Origin of the sequence: Intestinimonas sp. (assembly GCF_026169115.1) — a bacterium.
GTDB lineage: Bacteria > Bacillota > Clostridia > Oscillospirales > Oscillospiraceae > Intestinimonas.
Genome location: NZ_JAPFEA010000058.1, coordinates 1 through 16,980, shown reverse-complemented (window position 1 = coordinate 16,980; position 16,980 = coordinate 1). Strand labels below are relative to the sequence as shown.

Below are 16,980 nucleotides of genomic sequence, written 5' to 3'. Positions count from 1 at the left end.
TACTTATCCTGAAACCCAAAGTGCTCTGCCACTTCCCGCTGCGTTTTCCCCTCTGACAGCATGACTATGATTTCCGGCAGCAGTCCCTGAACCTGTGTGTAATTTCGTTTCCTCATAACAATACCCCCTGATGTAGTCTATTTTCCTACATCAGGGGGTATTTTGTCACTGTCCGTTTTTACTGGTTCAGTTCACTCCGCGCGGGGGTTTTCTGTTACTGGCCGGCTACTGGACGGCCTTTCCGCCCTCCTCGGCGGGGCGGAAGGTCATGGTAAAGGTGCTTCCCTTTCCAGGGGCGCTCTCCAGGGTGATGTCGCCGCCATAGAGGAGGACGATGTGTTTGACGATGGACAGGCCCAGGCCGGTGCCGCCGGTCTTCCGCGCCCGGCCCTTGTCCACCCGGTAGAACCGCTCGAAGACCCGGTCCTGGTTCTCCTTGGGGATGCCGATGCCGGTGTCCTGTACGGTGATGGCCACCTTGTCCTCCAGCCGTTTGACGGTGACGTCCACCCGGCCGCCGGGCTCGTTGTACTTGACGCCGTTTTCCATCAGGTTGGTGAGCAGCTCCCGGAGCCGGCTGGGGGCCATGGCCACCTGGGCGTCGTCCCCGGAGACGGTCACGGTGATCCCGCCCTTCTGGGCCATGGGCTCCAGGGCGGCCTTGCAGTCCTCCGCCACGGAGCGCACCACCGCCCGGTCATCGGGCTGGGGCATGACCACCGACTCCAGCTCGGAGATCTTGAGGACGTCGTTGATGAGCTCAATGAGCCGGTCCACCTCCACGCCGATCATGGAGATGAATCGCTTCTGGTCCTCGGGGTCCTTCACCATGCCGGAGTTCATCATGTCGGTGAAGCCCTTGATGCTGGTGAGGGGAGTCTTGAGCTCGTGGGAGACGTTGGCGGCAAATTCGCTGCGGACGACCTGGAGCTTCTCCCCCTCCTGTTCCAGGGCCTCCTCCTTCTCCTCCAGGGGCTGGGCCGTCTTCTGGGCCAGCTTCCGGGCCAGGAGAAGGGTGAGCGCCAGGGCCACTGCGGCGGCCACCAGGAAGCCCACCAGGCCCTGCATGACCAGGGCGTTGACCGAGGAGATGGGGGTGGAGATCCGGCCCACGTTGCCGTCGGTGAACTGCTTGGCCTCATAGAGCAGCGTTTCGCCGGTGGTCTCGCTCTTCCGCTCGGCCTCCCCCCAGCCGGTGGCCAGGGCGGAGACCACTTCCGGACGGTCTGCGTGGTTTTCCGTGACGTCCCCGTAGGTGTCGGAGAGGACGGTGCCGTCGGGGGCGATGATGGTGAGGCGCTTGTCGGGGGCAGCCGCCTGGAGCTGCCCGGCCCACGCCTCGGGATCGGTGTAGTAGTTCTGGGCGTCCATCAGGTCCAGCAGCTCCACCAGGGTCTGCCGGGCCGCCGAGATCTCCCGGTCCCGGTAGGCCCATACGCCGAAGATGCTGGAAAGGGCGATGCCCAGGGCCGCAATGAGGAAAAAGTAAGTGGTCAGACGTCTTTTCATATGAGCCTTCCTCCGAATGTAGGGGGCGGGTCAGGCCATCTTGTAGCCCACGCCCCGCACCGTCTGGATGTAGCCCTCCCCCAGCTTCTGGCGGAGGGTCTTGATGTGCATGTCCACCGTGCGGGTCTCTCCGGCGAAGTCGTAGTCCCACACCGCCTGGAGGATGTCGTCCCGGGTGAGCACCATCCCCCGGTGGGCGCACAGCAGCCGCAGCAGCTCGAATTCCTTGTAGGTGAGCTCCACCAGCTGGCCGCCCTTCCGCACCTCCCGGGCGGCGGGGTCGATCTCCAGGTCGCCGCAGGTGAGCACGCTCTCGGCCCGGGGGCGTCCGGTGCGGCGGAGAAGGGCCTTGACCCTGGCCTGGAGCTCCATGATGCCGAAGGGCTTGACCACATAGTCGTCGGCGCCGGTCTCCAGCCCCTTCACCTTGTCCATCTCGGAGGTCCGGGCGGTGAGCATGAGCACCGGGGTCTCCTCCAGGCGGACGTCGGCGCGGATGCGCCGGAGGATCTCCAGCCCATCCATCCCGGGCAGCATGATGTCCAGAATGTAGAGGGAGGGCTTTCCCGCCCCCATCTGTTCAAAATACTCCTCCCCGGACTCAAAGCAGGCCACCTCGTAGCCCACGGAGCGGAAATAATAGCGCAGCATCTCCCGGATGCTCTCATCGTCCTCGATAATCACGATGGTCTCCATCATGGGTCAGCCTCCTGTCGTTCTATGGTGAGACGCGGGCCGGCGGGACTGCCGGCGTTCAGTTCCAGCATAACACCTGGACGCCGGTCTTGCAAGCCCTTCCAGGCCAGACGGCGTCTCACAGGGCACCGGTCACGCAGAAAATGGCCCACTGGGCGATGTTCACGGCGTGGTCGGCCACCCGCTCCAGGTATTTGGCGATGATGATGAAGTCGATGGAGCGGTCTGCCTCGTCCTTGTTCTCGGCCACCTCCTCGATGAGCTCGCCCTTGATCTGCCGGAAGAGCTCATCCACCTCGTCGTCCAGATTGATGACGGCGTGGGCGCTCTCCAGGTCCCGGCCAGTGTAGGCCCCGATGGCCTGCCGGAGCATGAGCCCCGCCTTGCAGGACATGACGCCGATGTCCTGGGGGACCTTCACCGCCCCCTGCTTGGAGAGGAGAAGGGAGATCTCGGCAATGTTGGCGCACTGGTCGCCGATGCGCTGGAGGTCGGTGACCATCTTCATAGCCGCCGAGATAGCCCGCAGGTCCCGGGCCACCGGCTGCTGCCGCAGCAGGAGCTGGAGACAGCGGTTCTCGATGTCCCGCTCCATCTGGTCCATGGAGCCCGTCATCTCAATGGCCGCCCGGGCGGTGGACTCGTCTCCGCTGGACAGGCTCGCGGTCACCACGTCGATGGCGTCCTGGGCCACCCGGGCCATGATGGTGAGGGACTCGTTGAGCTCCAGAAGCTCCGCGTCAAAGGTCTTTCTCATATCAGCCAAACCTCCCGGTGATGTAGTCTTCGGTGCGCTGGTCTTTGGGGACGGAGAACATCTGCTCGGTGTCTCCGTACTCGATGAGCTCGCCCAGCAGGAAGAAGGCGCACTTATCCGAGATGCGGGTGGCCTGCTGCATGTTGTGGGTGACGATGACGATGGTGTACTCATTTTTGAGCTCGGCGATGAGGTCCTCGATCTTGGAGGTGGAGATGGGGTCCAGGGCGGAGGTGGCCTCGTCCATGAGGAGGACGTCGGGCTCCACGGCCAGGGCCCGGGCGATACAGATGCGCTGCTGCTGGCCGCCGGAGAGACCCAGGGCCGACTTTTTGAGCCGGTCCTTCACCTCGTCCCAGATGGCGGCCCCCCGCAGGGACTTCTCCACGATCTCGTCCAGCTGCTCCCTGTTCTTGATGCCGTGGGTCCGGGGGCCGTAGGCGATGTTGTCGTAGATGGACATGGGGAAGGGGTTGGGCTTCTGGAAGACCATGCCGATCTGCTTGCGCAGCCAGGTGACGTCCACGTCGGAGGCATAGATCTCCTGGCCCCGGTAGCGGACGCTGCCCTGGATGGAGACCCCGGGGACCAGGTCGTTCATCCGGTCCAGGGTCTTGAGGAAGGTGGACTTGCCGCAGCCAGAGGGGCCGATGAGGGCGGTGACCCGCCGCTCCGGGATCTCAATATCCACATGCTTGAGGGCCTGGTGCTGGCCGTAAAAGAGGTTCAGGTCGGTGGCGGTGAGGATGGGTTCCATATCGTTTCTCCTATCCCCGCTCCTTCTTGAGCTTCCGGCCCAGGAGGTTGGCGGTCAGGTTGATGATGAGAGTGAGGAGCATGAGGATGGCGGCGATGGCAAAGGCCACGTCGAACTCGGCCCGCTCCCGGGCGTAGACATAGAGGGCCACGGTGAGGGAGGCGCCAGAGCTCTGGGTCAGGCCCACGCCGGTGGCGGCCAGGCTCTCGCCCAGGCTTCCGGTCCAGGTGAAGAAGCGGTTCAGGCTCATGCCCATGCCGGCGGTGAAGAGAAGGGCGGCCGACTCGCCCACAATGCGGCCAATGGAGAGGATGCACCCAGTGACGATGCCGTCAATGGAGGAGGGGAGCACCACGGTGCGGATCATGTGCCACTTGCCCGCGCCCAGGCCCAGGGCGGCCTCCCGGTAGGACTGGGGCACCGTCTTCAGGGACTCCTGGGTGGTGCGGATGATGGTGGGGATGGTGACGATGACCAGGGTGAGGGAGCCCGCCAACAGAGAGGCTTTGAGTCCCATGAGCTGGCAGAAAAAGAGCATGCCCACCAGGCCGAAGATGATGGAGGGGATGCCGGTGAGGGTCTCGGTGGCAAACTCAATGGCGGCCACCAGCTTCCGGTTGGTGGCATATTCGGTGAGGTAAATGGCGGCCCCCACGCCCAGGGGGAGGATGATGAGGAGGGTGACCACCACAATATAGACGGTGTTGAGAATGTTGGGCAGGATGCCGATGCTGTCCTTGATGAAGCTGGGCTCGGTGGTGAGGAAGCTCCAGGAGATGTGGGGCAGGCCCTTGACAAAGATATAGCCGATGAGGAAGGCCAGCAGCAGACAGGTGAGCCCGGCGCAGAACCAGAGCAGGAAGCGGAGGGTCCGGTCATAGGCCCTGCGCCGACCAGACAGGGGCTTCATTTCAACCATAGCATATCACCCCTTTTTCCGCTTGAGCAGCGTGTTGAGCACGATGTTGATGGCCATGATGAAGAGAAAGAGGACCAGGGCAATGGAGAAGAGGGCCTGCCGCTGGAGGCCGGAGGCGTAGGCCATCTCGCTGGCCACGGCGGTGGTGAGGAAACGGACCGAGGAGAACAGGGAGGGCATGTTGGCCACGTTGCCGGCCACCATAATGATGGCCATGGCCTCGCCGATGGCCCGTCCGATGCCCAGCACGATAGAGGCGGCGATGCCGCTCTTGGCGGCGGGGACGGACACCCGGAAGTAGGTCTCGATCTCAGTGGCCCCCAGGGCCAGGGACGCCTCCTCATACTCTCTGGGCACCGCCTTGAGGGCGGTCTCGGACACCGAGATGATGGAGGGGAGGATCATGACGGCCAGCACCACCATGGCGCAGAAGAGGCTGGCTCCGTCGGGCAGGTCAAAGAGCGTCCGGACGGCGGGCACCAGCACCATCATGCCGATAAGGCCGTAGACCACCGAGGGGATGCCCGCCAGCAGGTCCACCGCGGTGCGCACCGCTGCGGCCATCCTGGGGGGCGCCACCTTGGCCAGGAAGACCGCCGTCAGAAAGCCCACCGGCACCCCCAGCACCACGGCCCCGGCGGTGCCGTAGACCGAGGTGAGGATGAAGGGGAGGATGCCGAAGGAGGGCTCGGCGGCGGTGGAGGCCCATCTGGTGCCGAAGAGGAACTCCCGCAGCCCGATCTCCCGGATGGCGGGCAGGCCGGAGAGGACCAGGTAGACGCTGATGAAGAGGACGAAAACAATGGCGATGAAGCCGCAGAGGAAGAACACCCCGTTCATGAGGATCTCCATGGGGCGGAGCTTTTGTTTCATGTCTGTGACCGGCCTTTCATAGGTTGGGCTTATCACGCCAAGGGCCCCCTCGGCTCCGAGGGGGCGCAGGCGTTCTGCGGTGCAGGGCATTCCGCTCAGACCAGGGGCACGGCCCCGGCGCCGGCGATGAGGTCGGAGGCCTCGGCGGAGGTGGCCCAATCCACGAAGGTCTGGGCGGCCTCAGAGAGGGGGCTGCTCTCGTTGATGATGAAGTTGAAGTTGCGCTGAATGGCGTAGCTGCCGTCCAGGACGGTCTCCTCGGTGGCTTCCACGCCGCCCACGGTGATGGCCTTCACGGTCTCATCCACGGCGGAGAGGGAGGCATAGCCGATGGCGTTGGGGTTGGAGGCCACGTTGGCGATGACTTCACCGGTGGAGGTCAGCTCATTCTGGTACTTGCAGGCGTCCTTGGTGTCGGTGATGGACTCGAAGCCGTCCCGGGTGCCGGAGCCGGCCTCACGGCCAATGAACACGACCGCACCGTCGTTGCCGCCCACCTCGGACCAGTTGGCGATCTCGCCGGTGGCCAGCTGGGCGATCTGCTCCACGCTGAGGTCGGCCACAGGATTTTCGGGGTTGACGATGATGGCGATGCCGTCCTTGGCCACAGTGATCTGCTTCACGCCGGTCTCGTCGTCCTTCAGGTCGCGGGAGGCAAGGCCGATGTCGCAGGTGCCGTCCTGGGCGCCGGTGACGCCGGCGCCGGAGCCGGAACCGGTGTAGTGAACGGTGACGCCGGGCTGGACCTCCTTGAAGCCCTCGGTCAGGTAGCCGATGACCTTCTCCATGGAGGTGGAGCCGTTGGTGTTGACAATGCCGGAGAGCTGGGTGGGAGCTTCGCTCACAGGGGTGGAGCCCTCAGCGGCGGGGGCGCTGGACTCGGGGGCAGGGCTGTTGGCGGAACCACCGGAGCAACCGGCAAACAGGCTGACGCACAGAGCTGCGGAGAGCAGCATGGCAAGGGTCTTCTTTTTCATCATGATCGATTCTCCAATCCATTTGATGTTCAGTTTGAATCTTTTTTTCCCTTGGAACGGTTACCAGTATACCGGCCTTTTGTAAAGTCCGCGTCCTTGAATTTGTAAAGTCTCTGTAAGCCCCCGTTCTTTGCCGTTTTTTTGTAAAATCCTTGTGCTGACGCCGATTTTACAGGTCCTCTTTCGTGTATCTTGCCCCGTATTTCTCCGGGTTATGGGGTCTGGAGCGGTCTTGGGATACTTTTTCTCCACTTTACAAACCGGACCGACCTCCAAAAACAGCGTGCGCCGGCCCCCTTTGCCGGGGGCCGGCGCACGCTGACTTTACATTTCTATTTTGATGAATCCCGCCCGGCTTTACACGCCCAGGAAGGTCCGCAGGTCGCCAAGGTCAGGGGCGATGCGGACATGGGGCAGCGTCTGGAAGTCCTCCGCCGGGGTGGTGCCGTTGAGGACGGCGCAGAAGTCCGTCCCAGCCGCCGCCGCAGTCTGGGCGTCGATGACGGTGTCCCCGCAGTAGAGGGTCTCCTTCGGGGCCACGCCCAGGGCCTTCAGCGCGGCGTTGAGTCCCTCAGGGTCGGGCTTGTTGCGGCTGACCAGGTCGCCCCCCAGGATGAGGGCAAGGTGGTCCGTCAGGCCGTGCCCGGCGAAAATATCCCGGAGGGTGCCTGTGTGCTTGGTGCTCACCACGGCGGTGGGAATCCCCGCCGCCTCCAGGGCCAGCAGCAGCTCCTTCGCGCCGGGGCACAGGGGGGTGCCCGCCGCCTGCATGGGCCGGGCCACCTTGGAAAAAGCGGTCCGGAAGGCGGTCCTGCCCTCCGGGCTGTCGTCGCCGGAGAGGAGGGTGTAGGCGTCCTCCAGCACCATGCCCACGGTGCGCCGGACGGCCTCCCGGTCGGGGACCGGGCGTCCCAGGGCGGTCATGCCCGCCTGGAAGCCGGCGCAGATGGCATCCGTGGCGTCTCCCAGGGTGTAGTCAAAATCAAAGATCACGGCCTTGTAGTCCATGTGTCAAAACGCTCCTTGTGTATCGTCTCGCCCGTCACTCGTACTGCTTCCGTCCGGTGGTGCTGGGGATGCCCAGCTCGTCCCGGTACTTGGCCACAGTGCGGCGTGAGAGCTCGCAGCCCTCCCGGCCCATGAGCTCGCAGAGCTTCTGGTCGGAGAGGGGCTTTTTCTTGTCCTCCCCGGCGATGAGCTTTTTGAGGAGGGCCTTGGCGGCGTCGGGAGAGGCGGCGTCGGCGCTCCCGCCCAGGCTCCGGGAGAAGAAGTAGCTCAGGGGGTAGACCCCGCTGGCACACTGGATGTATTTGTCCTTCACCGTCCGGGAGACGGTGGACTCGTGGACCCCCACCCGCTGGGCGATGTCGGCCAGGGACATGGGTCTGAGGTGGCCGGGCCCGTGGCGGAAGAAATCCTCCTGGAGCTCCAGGATGTGCTCGGCACACTGGAGGAGGGTGGACCGCCGCTGCTCGATGGAGCGCACCACCCATTTGGCCTGCCGCACCTTCCCCATGAGGTACTCCTTCACCTCGCTGTCCTCGCTGTCCTTGAGCATCCGGCAGTAGTAGCCACTCACGTTCAGGGAGGGGAAGAAGTAATCGTTGGTGAGGATCTCAAAGTGGTCGGGGAAGTTGACCACAAAGATATCCGGGTTGATGTAGGTGAGATTTTCCCGGGCGGCAAAGCCGCTGCCCGGCCTGGGATTGAGGCTCCGGATGACCTCGCAGGCGGCATAGACCTCCTCCTGGGTCACGCCCAGGGCCTTGGCAATGAGGCCGTAGCGGTTCCGGCTCAGCGCCTCCAGGTGATCCCTGGCAATGGCGATGGCCAGGGTGTTGTCCTCGTGCCGCCGCTGGAGCTGGAGCACCAGGCACTCGGAGAGGTTCCGTGCCCCCACCCCGGCGGGCTCCAGGCTCTGGACCACCGTCAGGGCCTGCTCCACCACCTCCATGGGCCGCTCCATCTGGACGGCCAGGTCCTCCAGGGGCTCGTCCAGCCAGCCGTTCTGATTGAGGGACTCCACCAGGAAGCGCCCTGCCGCAAGCACCTCCGGGGGAAGCTCCATGACCCGGAGCTGGGAGAGCACATATAAATAGAGGTTTTCCTCTGTCTCGTCGGCGTTGCCGTAATTGGAGATGGGGTCCTTCCCGTCATCCTCGCTGTCCTGCTGGTGGTAGACCCGGTTCTGGGTGTCGGTGGACTCCAGCCACTCCAGCTTCCGCTGGAGCACCGCGGCCTCGTCCTGGCCGCTGTATTTCTCCTCCATCTCCAGCACCGGATTTTCCTGGACCTGGTTTTCAATGTATTCCAGAAGTTCCTGGGAACCCATTTGCAGGATCTCCATCGACTGCATCATCTGCGGTGACAGCGTCTGGGTCTGCTTCATCGACATGTTCAGTTCCACGCTTCCGCCCCCTATCGCATACCAACATACATACTTTATCAGTATAGCAAATTCGAGCGGAAAAGACAATCTCAGCCCGCGCGGAAAAAGGGAGAAATCCCGTTCCATTCCCGCCGGGGTCTCTCCTACCGCCTTCTGCGGCCCTCCGGGCAGGGCTCCTCCAGCAGGTTGTCGGCGCCATAGCGCAGGCAGCGCCGGAGCCGGGCTTCCCCCCGCTTGATGGTCCGGGAGACGGTGGACTTGTTCACCCCCAGCCGCCGGGCGATCTGGGGCATGTTCAGCCCCTGGTCGTAGTAGAGCTGCAAATACTGCCGCTGCCGGTCGGTGACGTCCTGCCGGAGGGCCCTGGCCAGATTTTCCCGGAGCCGGTCCAGCTGCCGCGTGTTGTCCTCGGCCATCTCCCTGGCGTAGACCGCCATATCAGCGGCATAGGCAGCGCCCCGCTTATAACGTATATTTGCCATTGCGGCGATACCCCCTGTCATAGTAGCGTTCACACAGGACAGCCAGATCTCTGGCCTCCCGCCACATGACGGCAAGCATCCGAAGCCGGGCCTCTGTGGTGCTCCGCTGGCCCTCCTCCTGGCCGGGCAGCTGCACCCGAAGCTCCTCCATGCGTCTGCGGAGCACCGTTGCCTGGGCCCGGTATTCTATGGAAAGTTCCTTTAATGTCATTGTTTCCTCGCTCATCCTCCAACCGTTGTCGTTCCGCGGCGCAGACCGTGCACAGCCGGCCGCCGCCCTCCAAAAGAACGGGGTCGTAGCGGTACAGCTCTCCGCCGCAGCGCCGGCAATAGGCCGCCGGCCCGGCACATTGGGGGTCCCAAAAGGGACCGGCCCAGGTCCTCCTGCTCCTCGTCATGCGCCTCCTAAAAAAAGTTGCACGTTTTTTGCTTTTTCTAGTTGACAATCCGCCTCCTTTCTGTTAGAATAAACGTCGCTGCGGATGAGTTAACATCCCCTCTGCTGGTGTAGCTCAGCTGGTAGAGCAGCTGATTTGTAATCAGCAGGTCGGGGGTTCGAATCCGTCCACCAGCTCCATCGTCGGTGCAAGCTTTGGATCGTTCATTGCACCTCCTCCTCAAATCGAACCCGCTGCGCTGGGCTTCGATTTGGCAGGATCGGACGAACAATTTTATATGGAGGAGTTCCCGAGTGGCCAAAGGGGGCAGACTGTAAATCTGTTGTCGTCGACTTCGGTGGTTCGAATCCACCCTCCTCCACCAAAAATCCTGAATGCGTCAGCGTTCAGGATTTTTACTTATTCCCCCTTCACTTTTCACTCTTCCTTTTCTTCCCCTGGTTTTCAGGATTTTTGGTGAGGGAAAAGGTAAGAGTGAAGAAGAAAAAAGTATTTTTATCCGTTCTTTCACCTTTCTTTTGGAGGGTCTTTTGATGTCCAGCCCACTTCAAGACAAGTCCAAAGCCTTTGCACTCTCCATTATCCGGCTCTGCAATGAGGTTCGCAGCTCCCGCCGGGAGACCGTGCTGACCAATCAGCTTCTCCGCTCCGGTACCAGCGTTGGCGCTAACATCCGGGAAGCCTTCTATGCCCACAGCCGAGCGGATTTTATTGCCAAACTGCAAATCTCTCTGAAAGAATGCAGCGAGAGCGAATATTGGCTGGAGCTGCTCCTAGAGAGTGGCTACTGCTCCGACCAGGCCGTCCTTGCCCAGTGTGTAGAAGTGAAAAAGCTCTTGATCGCCTCTCTCCGTACTGCCAAACGTGGCCTCGCTTCCGGCCCGTCACGTTGATGATCGTTATAGAACAAATGTTCTATACTGTTCCTGTATCATAGCACCATTCCAGCGTCGGCGTCAATGCAACTTTCCGGTTTTTCCCTCCCTCCTTCTCCGCAAAAGTACGCAAAAAAGGACCGCTGTTCAGCAGAACAGCGGTCCTTTTGACAGATGGCTTATCGCTTATCTCAGACCTCCATGATGACAGGCAGGATCATGGGATTGCGCTTGGTCTTCTTGTAGAGGAAGCCGGACAGGTCGTTCTTGATCTCCCCCTTGATGGAGGCCCAGTCGGTGGTATGGGTCCTCTCGCATCGCTCCAGGGCCTCCACGGCCACCCGGCGCAGCTCCTCCATGAGCCCCTCGGACTCCTTGACATAGACAAAGCCCCGGGTGATGATGTCGGGCCCGGAGACCACAGCGCCGTTCTCCCCAGACATGGAGGTGACCACCACGATCATGCCGTCCTCGGCCAGGTGCTTCCGGTCCCGGAGGACCACGCTGCCCACGTCGCCCACGCCGTAGCCGTCCACGAAGACCTTGCCGGCGGGGACGGTGCCGTTGAGCTTGACGGAGTTCTGGGTGACCTCGATAACCTTGCCGATGTCGCTGATGACGATGCGGCGGGGGTCCATGCCCATCTCCTGGGCCAGCTTGGCATGGATCTTCAGGTGGCGCTGCTCGCCGTGGACGGGGATGAAGAACTTGGGCTTGACCAGGGCGTGGATGATCTTCAGCTCATCGGCGCAGGCATGGCCGGAGACATGGAGCTCGCCGGCCCGCTCGTTGACCACCTCGGCCCCCTTGCGGTAGAGCTCGTTGATGACGTTGCCGATGGAATTCTCATTGCCGGGGATGGCGGAGGCGGAGAGGATGACCCGGTCGCCGGCCTGGATATCCACCTGCTTGTGGGTGGAGAAGGCCATCCGGGTAAGGGCCGACATGGTCTCGCCCTGGCTGCCGGTGGTGATGATGCAGATCTTGTTTTTAGGCAGGCTCTTGATGTGGTTGACGTCCACCAGAGTGCCCTCGGGGATGCTCATATAGCCCAGCTCGGTGGAGACCCGCAGGGCGTTCTCCATGCTCCGGCCGGTGACGGCCACCTTGCGGCCGTACTTGGCGGCCACCGAGATGACCTGCTGGATGCGGTCCACGTTGGAGGCAAAGGTGGTGACGATGATCCGCTGGTCGCAGCCCCGGAAGAGGGCGTCGAAGGAAGCGCCCACGCACCGCTCGCTCTTGGTGAAGCCGGGGCGCTCCACGTTGGTGGAGTCGCACAGCAGGGCCAGGACCCCCTTCTTGCCCAGCTCGCCCAGCCGGGCCAGGTCGATCATGCCGCCCTGAATGGGGGTGGAGTCGATCTTGAAGTCGCCGGTGTGGACCACGGTGCCGATGGGGGTCTTGATGGCAAAGGCCACGGCGTCTGCGATGGAGTGGTTGACATGGATGAACTCCACCGAGAACTTGCCCGCCTTCACCACCTCGCCGGCCTCACAGGTGATGAGCTTGGTCCTGTCCAGAAGGCGGTGCTCCTCCAGCTTGAGCTTCACCAGCCCGGCAGTCATGCGGGTGGCGTAGATGGGGGCGTTGACACTGCGCAGCAGGTAGGGGATGGAGCCGATGTGGTCCTCGTGGCCGTGGGTGAGGAAGATACCCCGGATCTTGTCCTGGTTCTTGATGAGGTAGGTAAAGTCGGGGATGACCACATCGATGCCGTACATGTCGTCGTCCGGGAAGCCCATGCCCACGTCCACCACGATGATGTCGCCGCCGTACTCATAGACCGTCAGGTTCTTGCCGATCTCGTTGAGACCGCCCAGAGAAATGATCTTCAATTTTTCTGCCATAAAAGTATACTTACACTCCTTTTTTACACGTTGGTCGGAAGGGATGCAGGCATAGGGGCGCAACAAAACAAAGCCAGAGATCCGCTCCGCGCTTTCCGGCCCTGCCTCGCCGGAAAAAGAGAGCGCTCCCCCGCTGGAAGCCGCGACGCCCTATCCTGTTTTGCCTTATATCTCGGTGCCGTAGCACATAAAGCCATATAAAAGAAGGTCCTGCCCAGCCTGTACGCGGCGTGGAAATCTGACCCAGTATGGCTAGTATACCACATCCCGCTGGGAAAGTATACAAGAATTTTGTCCGTCCCTTTTCAAGCCGCCCCCTTTGTGCTACAATGGGCAGACGATATGACAGGAGAGGAGCTGTTCCCATGGAGGAGGTCCGGCCCGGCCGCTACCGCCACTTCAAGGGGAAGGAATACCGGGTGCTCGGCACTGCCCGTCACTCGGAGACGCTGGAGCCCATGGTGGTCTATCAGGCCCTCTATGGGGAGCGGGGGCTCTGGGTCCGACCCGCCGCCATGTGGGCGGAGCATGTGGAGCGGGACGGCTATGCCGGTCCCCGGTTCACCTTCCTGGGCGAGGAGGCATAAAGCGTGAACATCCAGATTTTTGGAAAAAACAAGTGCTTTGACACCAAAAAGGCCCAACGCTACTTCAAGGAGCGGGGCGTGAAGTTCCAGGCCATCGACCTTTTGAAGTACGGCATCAGCCGGGGCGAGCTCACCAGTGTGAAGAACGCGGTGGGGCTGGAGGCCCTCCTGGACCCCAAGGCCGCCGACGCCGCCCTGGTGACCTACCTGGCCTACGACGAGGACAAGCTGGAAAAGCTGCTGGAGGACCCCCGGCTCCTCCGTACCCCCATCGTCCGCAACGGAAAGCTGGCCACCGTGGGCTACTGTCCCGAGGTCTGGAAGACCTGGACCTGAACAGGGGGTCTTTCCCCGGCACGCCCATTGGCTTACCCAGAGGGAGCGTAGGGGCCGATGTCCCCATCGGCCCGATGCGCCGGCGCGGCATTCCTTTGGTGTGGGGCCCGACGACCCCGGCGGGCCAAACCACCCCGCAAGGCTTCCCCTCATCCGTCATTTGCTCCACAAATGACACCTTCCCCCAGGGGAAGGCTTGGAATGCATCCTCGGGCCCACCCTCATCCGGCCCTGCGGGCCACCTTCCCCCTGAGAGGGGGAAGGTTTTTCTTGGTGAAGGGCGCGGCGGCTTCCCAGACGCGCCCATTGGCTTACGCTGAGGGAGCGTAGAGGCCGATGTCCGCATCGGCCCGATGCACCGGCGCGGCGGCTGACGCCGCCGCCTTCCCCCTTATTTCCTTGGTGTGGGGCGCGGCTTCCCAGACGCGCCCATAGTACCGCATGATAAACGCCCTACCGGGCTGGTCAAGCCAGCCCGGTAGGGCGTTTTCATTCACTTCCGCTTTTTATCCCTTAGATAAATGTGCTTTGTGTGAGGATTGCTTGTCTGCCGCACGTCGCCCCATGGGCGCCTGCGCCCATGGGGACCCCATTGATGACTGCACATCCTCGGGGCGAATGAATCGCCCCTGCGGCAAGGGGACCGACTCGCCGCTCCCCTTGGACGCGCCCACGGCGCGGGGGGCGCTCCGCGCCCCGGTGGACGTGCGGCAGGATTCCTTATTACTTCCGCTTTTTGTCCCTTAGATAAATGTGCTTCGTGTGGGGATTGCTCGTCTGCCGCACGTCCACCTCAAAACGGTCTATGCTTTTGATGAGCTGGGTGAGCTTGGAAAAGCCGTAATTTCTGGGGTCAAAGTCGGGCTGCTGCCGGATGAGCAGGTTGCCCAGCTCTCCCATGAAAACGTAACCGTCCTCATCGGCGATCATATCCATTGCATCGGCAATGAGATAGACCACCTCTTTGGGCACCCTCTTCTGGACCGGTTCCGGCGGGCTCGGGGGCTCCGGCTCGGGGGCAGGGGGCGGAGCCGGCTCCGCCGCTGCCTTCTTCCGGCCCTTCCGGGCGCCCTTGGCGCTCTCCGCCTTGGCGCTTGCCGGCTCGGCCTTGGGAGCCGGGGCGGGTTCCGCCGCCTGGGCCGCCGTCTCCTGTTCCGCCGTGGCCAGGGCGGCCTTGGCCTCGGCCCGGATGACCTCGATATAGATGAACTTATCGCAGGCCACGATGAAGGGGCTGGGGGTTTTTTTCTCCCCCATGCCGATGACCTTCTTCCCCGCCTCCCGGAGCCGGGTGGCCAGCCGGGTGAAGTCGGAGTCGCTGGACACCAGCACGAAGCCGTCGCAGCTGCCGGTATACAGGATGTCCATAGCGTCGATAATCATGGCCGAGTCGGTGGCGTTCTTGCCGGTGGTATAGCTGTACTGCTGGATGGGGGTAATGGCATTCTCCAGGAGGATGGGCTTCCAGGAGGCCATGTTGGGGGTGGTCCAGTCTCCGTAGATCCGCTTGACCGTCGGCGTGCCGTAGACGGCGATCTCCGCCATCACGTCCCGCATGGCGGTTCGGGAGGCGTTATCGGCGTCAATGAGCACCGCCAGACGCAGGCTCTGGTCGTTTTGCTGGGACATATGGTCTCTCCCTTCCCGGCTCAGCCGTCGCTGAGCACAAAGTGGTAGAAGCGCAGCATCTCGTACCAGTCGTCGGTGGAGAAGCGCACCACCTTGCCGTCCTCCAGGGCGGCGCCGGGGTAAAAGCTCTTGGAATAGGCTGTCTTGTGCTCCCGGAAGCGGATCTCGCTGTCGAAATGGTCGGGCATGGGCACCTTGCACTTGTGGGCCTTCTCCACCGCCGCCCTGGCCCCCGCCCGGATGCGCTCCACCGCCAGGTCGGGGTGGATGGACAGCACGCCGCCGCCCACGCCCTTGTTCACCGGCACGGTGACCATCTCCGGGATGAGCTCCCTGGCGAAGGCGCACAGCGCCTCGTCGCCGGAGAGGAAGGACACGGGGACCCCGTAATAGCCGGCGGTGTAGGTATTGATGAGAAATTCGCTGGCCAGGACGCCGTTGAGGCGCACATACTCGTTGCGCAGGTTCATGGTGTGGGAGAGGGGGTTGCCGGGGCAGGCGGCCCAGGCGTGGTAGCCGGTGAAGAGCACGGCCCCGAACTCGTCGGTATCCAGGCCGGACATCATGGAGAGGAGATCCCCGGTCCAGCCCCGGAGGATGCGGACCTCCTCGGGAAGGTCCGCCACATGGATGTTCCTGGCGGAGTCGTGGGCGTCCTTGAGAAGGATGCCGTCCGCGCCGGCGTCCAGGGCGCCCTTGCAGGCCGCCTTGACCTCCCGGGTCATCTGCTTTTGGAAGGGCTCATAGTCCTGGGGAGTGGAACGCTCGGTCTCCGACCAGTCGGTGATGCCGCAGGTACCTTCGATGTCGGCACTGATAAATACATGCATGGAAAACATTCCTTTCTGTCTCAAACTGTCCTCCAGGAAAAAAGGACGCCAACCGGCGTCCTTTTTTCCTGGAGGGGCGGTCCTGGGACCGCCCCGTGGTCCTTGGGATCAGGTGTCGTCCTCAATGAGGCCGTAGCCGCCGTCGTTGCGCCGGTACACCACGGAGAAGGCTCCGTCGTCATCGGCGTTCTTAAAGGCAAAGAAGGTGTGGTCCAGCAGATTCATCTGGAGGACGGCCTCCTCCACCGTCATGTGCTTGATGGGGAAGCGTTTGGTGCGGACGATCTTGAACTCGGCCTCCTCCTCCTCGGGGGCAAAGTCGGAGACCTCGGAGACGTCCACCGTCCGCTCAAAGGCGTCGGTGCGCAGCCGTTTTTCCAGTCTGGCCTTGTTCTTGCGGATCTGACGCTCCATGCTGGAAACGCAGGCGTCGATGGAGGCCCGCATATCGGGGGTGCTCTCGGAGGAACGGAGGATCATGCTGCCGGAGCGGACCGTGATCTCGCAGACGTTCCGGCCCTTTTCAACACTAAAGACGACGGAGGCCTCCCCTTCATTTTTGAAGTAGCGGTCCATCTTTCCCACCTTTTTCTCGGCATAGGCGTGGACGGACGCGGGCAGAGTGACCTTCTTGTCGGTAAATACGAACTTCATGCGATTCAGCTCCTTCTTTCGCCCCGGTGGGGGCTGTGCTTGTCAGACGCATGGGACCTTCCCCTTCTGACATCTCTATTATAACAGCCTTCCGGGAAAAAGTCACTCATAATTTATGAATTTTTCACAAAGCCCTGGAAAGGAAGGCCGCCATTTTGTCCATTGCGTCCCCGCGTCCCCACCGCCGGCAGCCGCCTTTCCACACATTGGGGACAAAAAAGAAAATTCCGAGGACATGAGCCCCGGAATTTTCGGCTGTTTTCTGTTCTGACGCCTGGGGCCGTCGCCTTACCGGCGGCCGCCGCCCCGGCGGCTGCTGCGCTTTTCGGTATACTTCATCTCGGAGAGCTTGCTGTCCGACGCCTGCATGAAGTGCTTCAGGCGCTCTTCAAAGGTCTCCGGCTCACTGGGCTGCCGGGGGCCGAAGGAGCGTCCGCCGCCCTGCCGGGGGCCGCCGAAGCC

The 16,980-nt window shown here is 62.6% G+C and carries 18 protein-coding genes and 2 tRNA genes; 5 read left to right on the top strand and 15 right to left on the bottom strand.

Translation table 11 applies throughout. From position 1 onward, the window contains the following. Positions 1-225 precede the first annotated feature (225 nt). The 11 genes from Q0Y09_RS05740 to Q0Y09_RS05690 all read right to left on the bottom strand — a co-directional run bounded on the left by Q0Y09_RS05740 (position 226) and on the right by Q0Y09_RS05690 (position 9,585). Complete coding sequence (locus tag Q0Y09_RS05740; RefSeq protein WP_297718925.1) at positions 226-1,509, bottom strand: ATP-binding protein; 1,284 nt, start codon at positions 1,507-1,509, stop codon at positions 226-228. Between the two features lie 30 nt (positions 1,510-1,539). Continuing rightward, positions 1,540-2,208, bottom strand: a complete 669-nt coding sequence (locus tag Q0Y09_RS05735) for a response regulator transcription factor (protein ID WP_367184360.1) — start codon at positions 2,206-2,208, stop codon at positions 1,540-1,542. A 115-nt stretch (positions 2,209-2,323) separates the two neighbouring features. Beyond that, positions 2,324-2,962 (bottom strand): phosphate signaling complex protein PhoU, encoded by a 639-nt coding sequence (gene phoU, locus Q0Y09_RS05730; RefSeq protein ID WP_297718923.1) that lies wholly within the window; start codon positions 2,960-2,962, stop codon positions 2,324-2,326. Between the two features lies 1 nt (position 2,963). Then, positions 2,964-3,719, bottom strand: coding sequence for a phosphate ABC transporter ATP-binding protein PstB (pstB, locus tag Q0Y09_RS05725; protein ID WP_297718921.1), 756 nt, complete (start codon positions 3,717-3,719; stop codon positions 2,964-2,966). Between the two features lie 10 nt (positions 3,720-3,729). Next, entirely contained in the window at positions 3,730-4,638 is a 909-nt protein-coding gene (gene pstA / locus Q0Y09_RS05720; protein WP_297718919.1) for a phosphate ABC transporter permease PstA, read from the bottom strand. Between the two features lie 6 nt (positions 4,639-4,644). Then, entirely contained in the window at positions 4,645-5,511 is an 867-nt protein-coding gene (gene pstC / locus Q0Y09_RS05715; protein ID WP_297718916.1) for a phosphate ABC transporter permease subunit PstC, read from the bottom strand. 95 nt (positions 5,512-5,606) lie between these two features. Then, the gene (locus Q0Y09_RS05710) at positions 5,607-6,488 is read right to left on the bottom strand and encodes a phosphate ABC transporter substrate-binding protein (RefSeq protein ID WP_297718928.1); all 882 of its coding nucleotides are present in this window, start codon (positions 6,486-6,488) and stop codon (positions 5,607-5,609) included. Between the two features lie 357 nt (positions 6,489-6,845). Beyond that, positions 6,846-7,496: an HAD family hydrolase gene (locus Q0Y09_RS05705; RefSeq protein ID WP_297718913.1), complete on the bottom strand. Its 651-nt coding sequence runs from the start codon at positions 7,494-7,496 to the stop codon at positions 6,846-6,848. Between the two features lie 34 nt (positions 7,497-7,530). Beyond that, entirely contained in the window at positions 7,531-8,895 is a 1,365-nt protein-coding gene (gene rpoN, locus Q0Y09_RS05700) for an RNA polymerase factor sigma-54 (RefSeq protein ID WP_297718910.1), read from the bottom strand. A gap of 125 nt (positions 8,896-9,020) precedes the next feature. Then, complete coding sequence (locus Q0Y09_RS05695; protein ID WP_297718907.1) at positions 9,021-9,359, bottom strand: sigma-70 family RNA polymerase sigma factor; 339 nt, start codon at positions 9,357-9,359, stop codon at positions 9,021-9,023. Further along, a complete protein-coding gene (locus Q0Y09_RS05690) occupies positions 9,340-9,585 on the bottom strand; it encodes a hypothetical protein (RefSeq protein WP_297718904.1) in 246 nt (81 codons plus the stop codon). Before Q0Y09_RS05690 ends, Q0Y09_RS05695 begins: the two co-directional genes overlap by 20 nt. Positions 9,586-9,860: 275 nt before the next feature. Between Q0Y09_RS05690 and Q0Y09_RS05685 the strand changes: the two genes are divergently transcribed. The 3 genes from Q0Y09_RS05685 to Q0Y09_RS05675 all read left to right on the top strand — a co-directional run bounded on the left by Q0Y09_RS05685 (position 9,861) and on the right by Q0Y09_RS05675 (position 10,650). Next, positions 9,861-9,936 (top strand) — tRNA-Thr (locus Q0Y09_RS05685). Between the two features lie 100 nt (positions 9,937-10,036). After that, positions 10,037-10,121 (top strand) — tRNA-Tyr (locus Q0Y09_RS05680). A gap of 10 nt (positions 10,122-10,131) precedes the next feature. Beyond that, positions 10,132-10,650, top strand: a complete 519-nt coding sequence (locus Q0Y09_RS05675; protein WP_297718901.1) for a four helix bundle protein — start codon at positions 10,132-10,134, stop codon at positions 10,648-10,650. A gap of 173 nt (positions 10,651-10,823) precedes the next feature. Here Q0Y09_RS05675 and Q0Y09_RS05670 read toward each other — a convergent pair whose 3' ends face one another. Continuing rightward, positions 10,824-12,482, bottom strand: coding sequence for a ribonuclease J (locus Q0Y09_RS05670; RefSeq protein ID WP_297718898.1), 1,659 nt, complete (start codon positions 12,480-12,482; stop codon positions 10,824-10,826). Between the two features lie 365 nt (positions 12,483-12,847). Here Q0Y09_RS05670 and Q0Y09_RS05665 point away from each other — a divergent pair, with 365 nt between their 5' ends. Together Q0Y09_RS05665 and Q0Y09_RS05660 are read left to right on the top strand one after the other, a co-directional pair. Then, positions 12,848-13,069 (top strand): DUF1653 domain-containing protein, encoded by a 222-nt coding sequence (locus tag Q0Y09_RS05665; RefSeq protein WP_297718895.1) that lies wholly within the window; start codon positions 12,848-12,850, stop codon positions 13,067-13,069. Between the two features lie 3 nt (positions 13,070-13,072). After that, positions 13,073-13,405, top strand: a complete 333-nt coding sequence (locus tag Q0Y09_RS05660; protein WP_297718893.1) for an arsenate reductase family protein — start codon at positions 13,073-13,075, stop codon at positions 13,403-13,405. 723 nt (positions 13,406-14,128) lie between these two features. Here the strand turns inward: Q0Y09_RS05660 and Q0Y09_RS05655 are convergent. The 3 genes from Q0Y09_RS05655 to raiA form a co-directional block, all read right to left on the bottom strand. Then, the gene (locus tag Q0Y09_RS05655; RefSeq protein ID WP_297718890.1) at positions 14,129-15,034 is read right to left on the bottom strand and encodes an NYN domain-containing protein; all 906 of its coding nucleotides are present in this window, start codon (positions 15,032-15,034) and stop codon (positions 14,129-14,131) included. Between the two features lie 20 nt (positions 15,035-15,054). After that, positions 15,055-15,864: a M55 family metallopeptidase gene (locus tag Q0Y09_RS05650; protein WP_297718886.1), complete on the bottom strand. Its 810-nt coding sequence runs from the start codon at positions 15,862-15,864 to the stop codon at positions 15,055-15,057. Between the two features lie 108 nt (positions 15,865-15,972). Beyond that, a complete protein-coding gene (gene raiA / locus Q0Y09_RS05645; protein WP_297718883.1) occupies positions 15,973-16,518 on the bottom strand; it encodes a ribosome-associated translation inhibitor RaiA in 546 nt (181 codons plus the stop codon). Positions 16,519-16,980: the final 462 nt, after the last annotated feature.

Excerpts from the sequence above, each read along its gene's own strand:
- pstA (WP_297718919.1), bottom strand. The coding sequence starts at position 4,638 with ATGGTTGAAATGAAGCCCCTGTCTGGTCGGCGCAGGGCCTATGACCGG.
- Q0Y09_RS05690 (WP_297718904.1), bottom strand. The coding sequence starts at position 9,585 with ATGAGCGAGGAAACAATGACATTAAAGGAACTTTCCATAGAATACCGG.
- Q0Y09_RS05735 (WP_367184360.1), bottom strand. The coding sequence starts at position 2,208 with ATGATGGAGACCATCGTGATTATCGAGGACGATGAGAGCATCCGGGAG.
- pstB (WP_297718921.1), bottom strand. The coding sequence starts at position 3,719 with ATGGAACCCATCCTCACCGCCACCGACCTGAACCTCTTTTACGGCCAG.
- Q0Y09_RS05650 (WP_297718886.1), bottom strand. The coding sequence starts at position 15,864 with ATGCATGTATTTATCAGTGCCGACATCGAAGGTACCTGCGGCATCACC.
- Q0Y09_RS05695 (WP_297718907.1), bottom strand. The coding sequence starts at position 9,359 with ATGGCAAATATACGTTATAAGCGGGGCGCTGCCTATGCCGCTGATATG.
- Q0Y09_RS05675 (WP_297718901.1), top strand. The coding sequence starts at position 10,132 with ATGCGTCAGCGTTCAGGATTTTTACTTATTCCCCCTTCACTTTTCACT.
- raiA (WP_297718883.1), bottom strand. The coding sequence starts at position 16,518 with ATGAAGTTCGTATTTACCGACAAGAAGGTCACTCTGCCCGCGTCCGTC.
- phoU (WP_297718923.1), bottom strand. The coding sequence starts at position 2,962 with ATGAGAAAGACCTTTGACGCGGAGCTTCTGGAGCTCAACGAGTCCCTC.
- Q0Y09_RS05705 (WP_297718913.1), bottom strand. The coding sequence starts at position 7,496 with ATGGACTACAAGGCCGTGATCTTTGATTTTGACTACACCCTGGGAGAC.
- pstC (WP_297718916.1), bottom strand. The coding sequence starts at position 5,511 with ATGAAACAAAAGCTCCGCCCCATGGAGATCCTCATGAACGGGGTGTTC.
- Q0Y09_RS05665 (WP_297718895.1), top strand. The coding sequence starts at position 12,848 with ATGGAGGAGGTCCGGCCCGGCCGCTACCGCCACTTCAAGGGGAAGGAA.
- Q0Y09_RS05710 (WP_297718928.1), bottom strand. The coding sequence starts at position 6,488 with ATGAAAAAGAAGACCCTTGCCATGCTGCTCTCCGCAGCTCTGTGCGTC.
- Q0Y09_RS05655 (WP_297718890.1), bottom strand. The coding sequence starts at position 15,034 with ATGTCCCAGCAAAACGACCAGAGCCTGCGTCTGGCGGTGCTCATTGAC.
- Q0Y09_RS05670 (WP_297718898.1), bottom strand. The coding sequence starts at position 12,482 with ATGGCAGAAAAATTGAAGATCATTTCTCTGGGCGGTCTCAACGAGATC.
- Q0Y09_RS05740 (WP_297718925.1), bottom strand. The coding sequence starts at position 1,509 with ATGAAAAGACGTCTGACCACTTACTTTTTCCTCATTGCGGCCCTGGGC.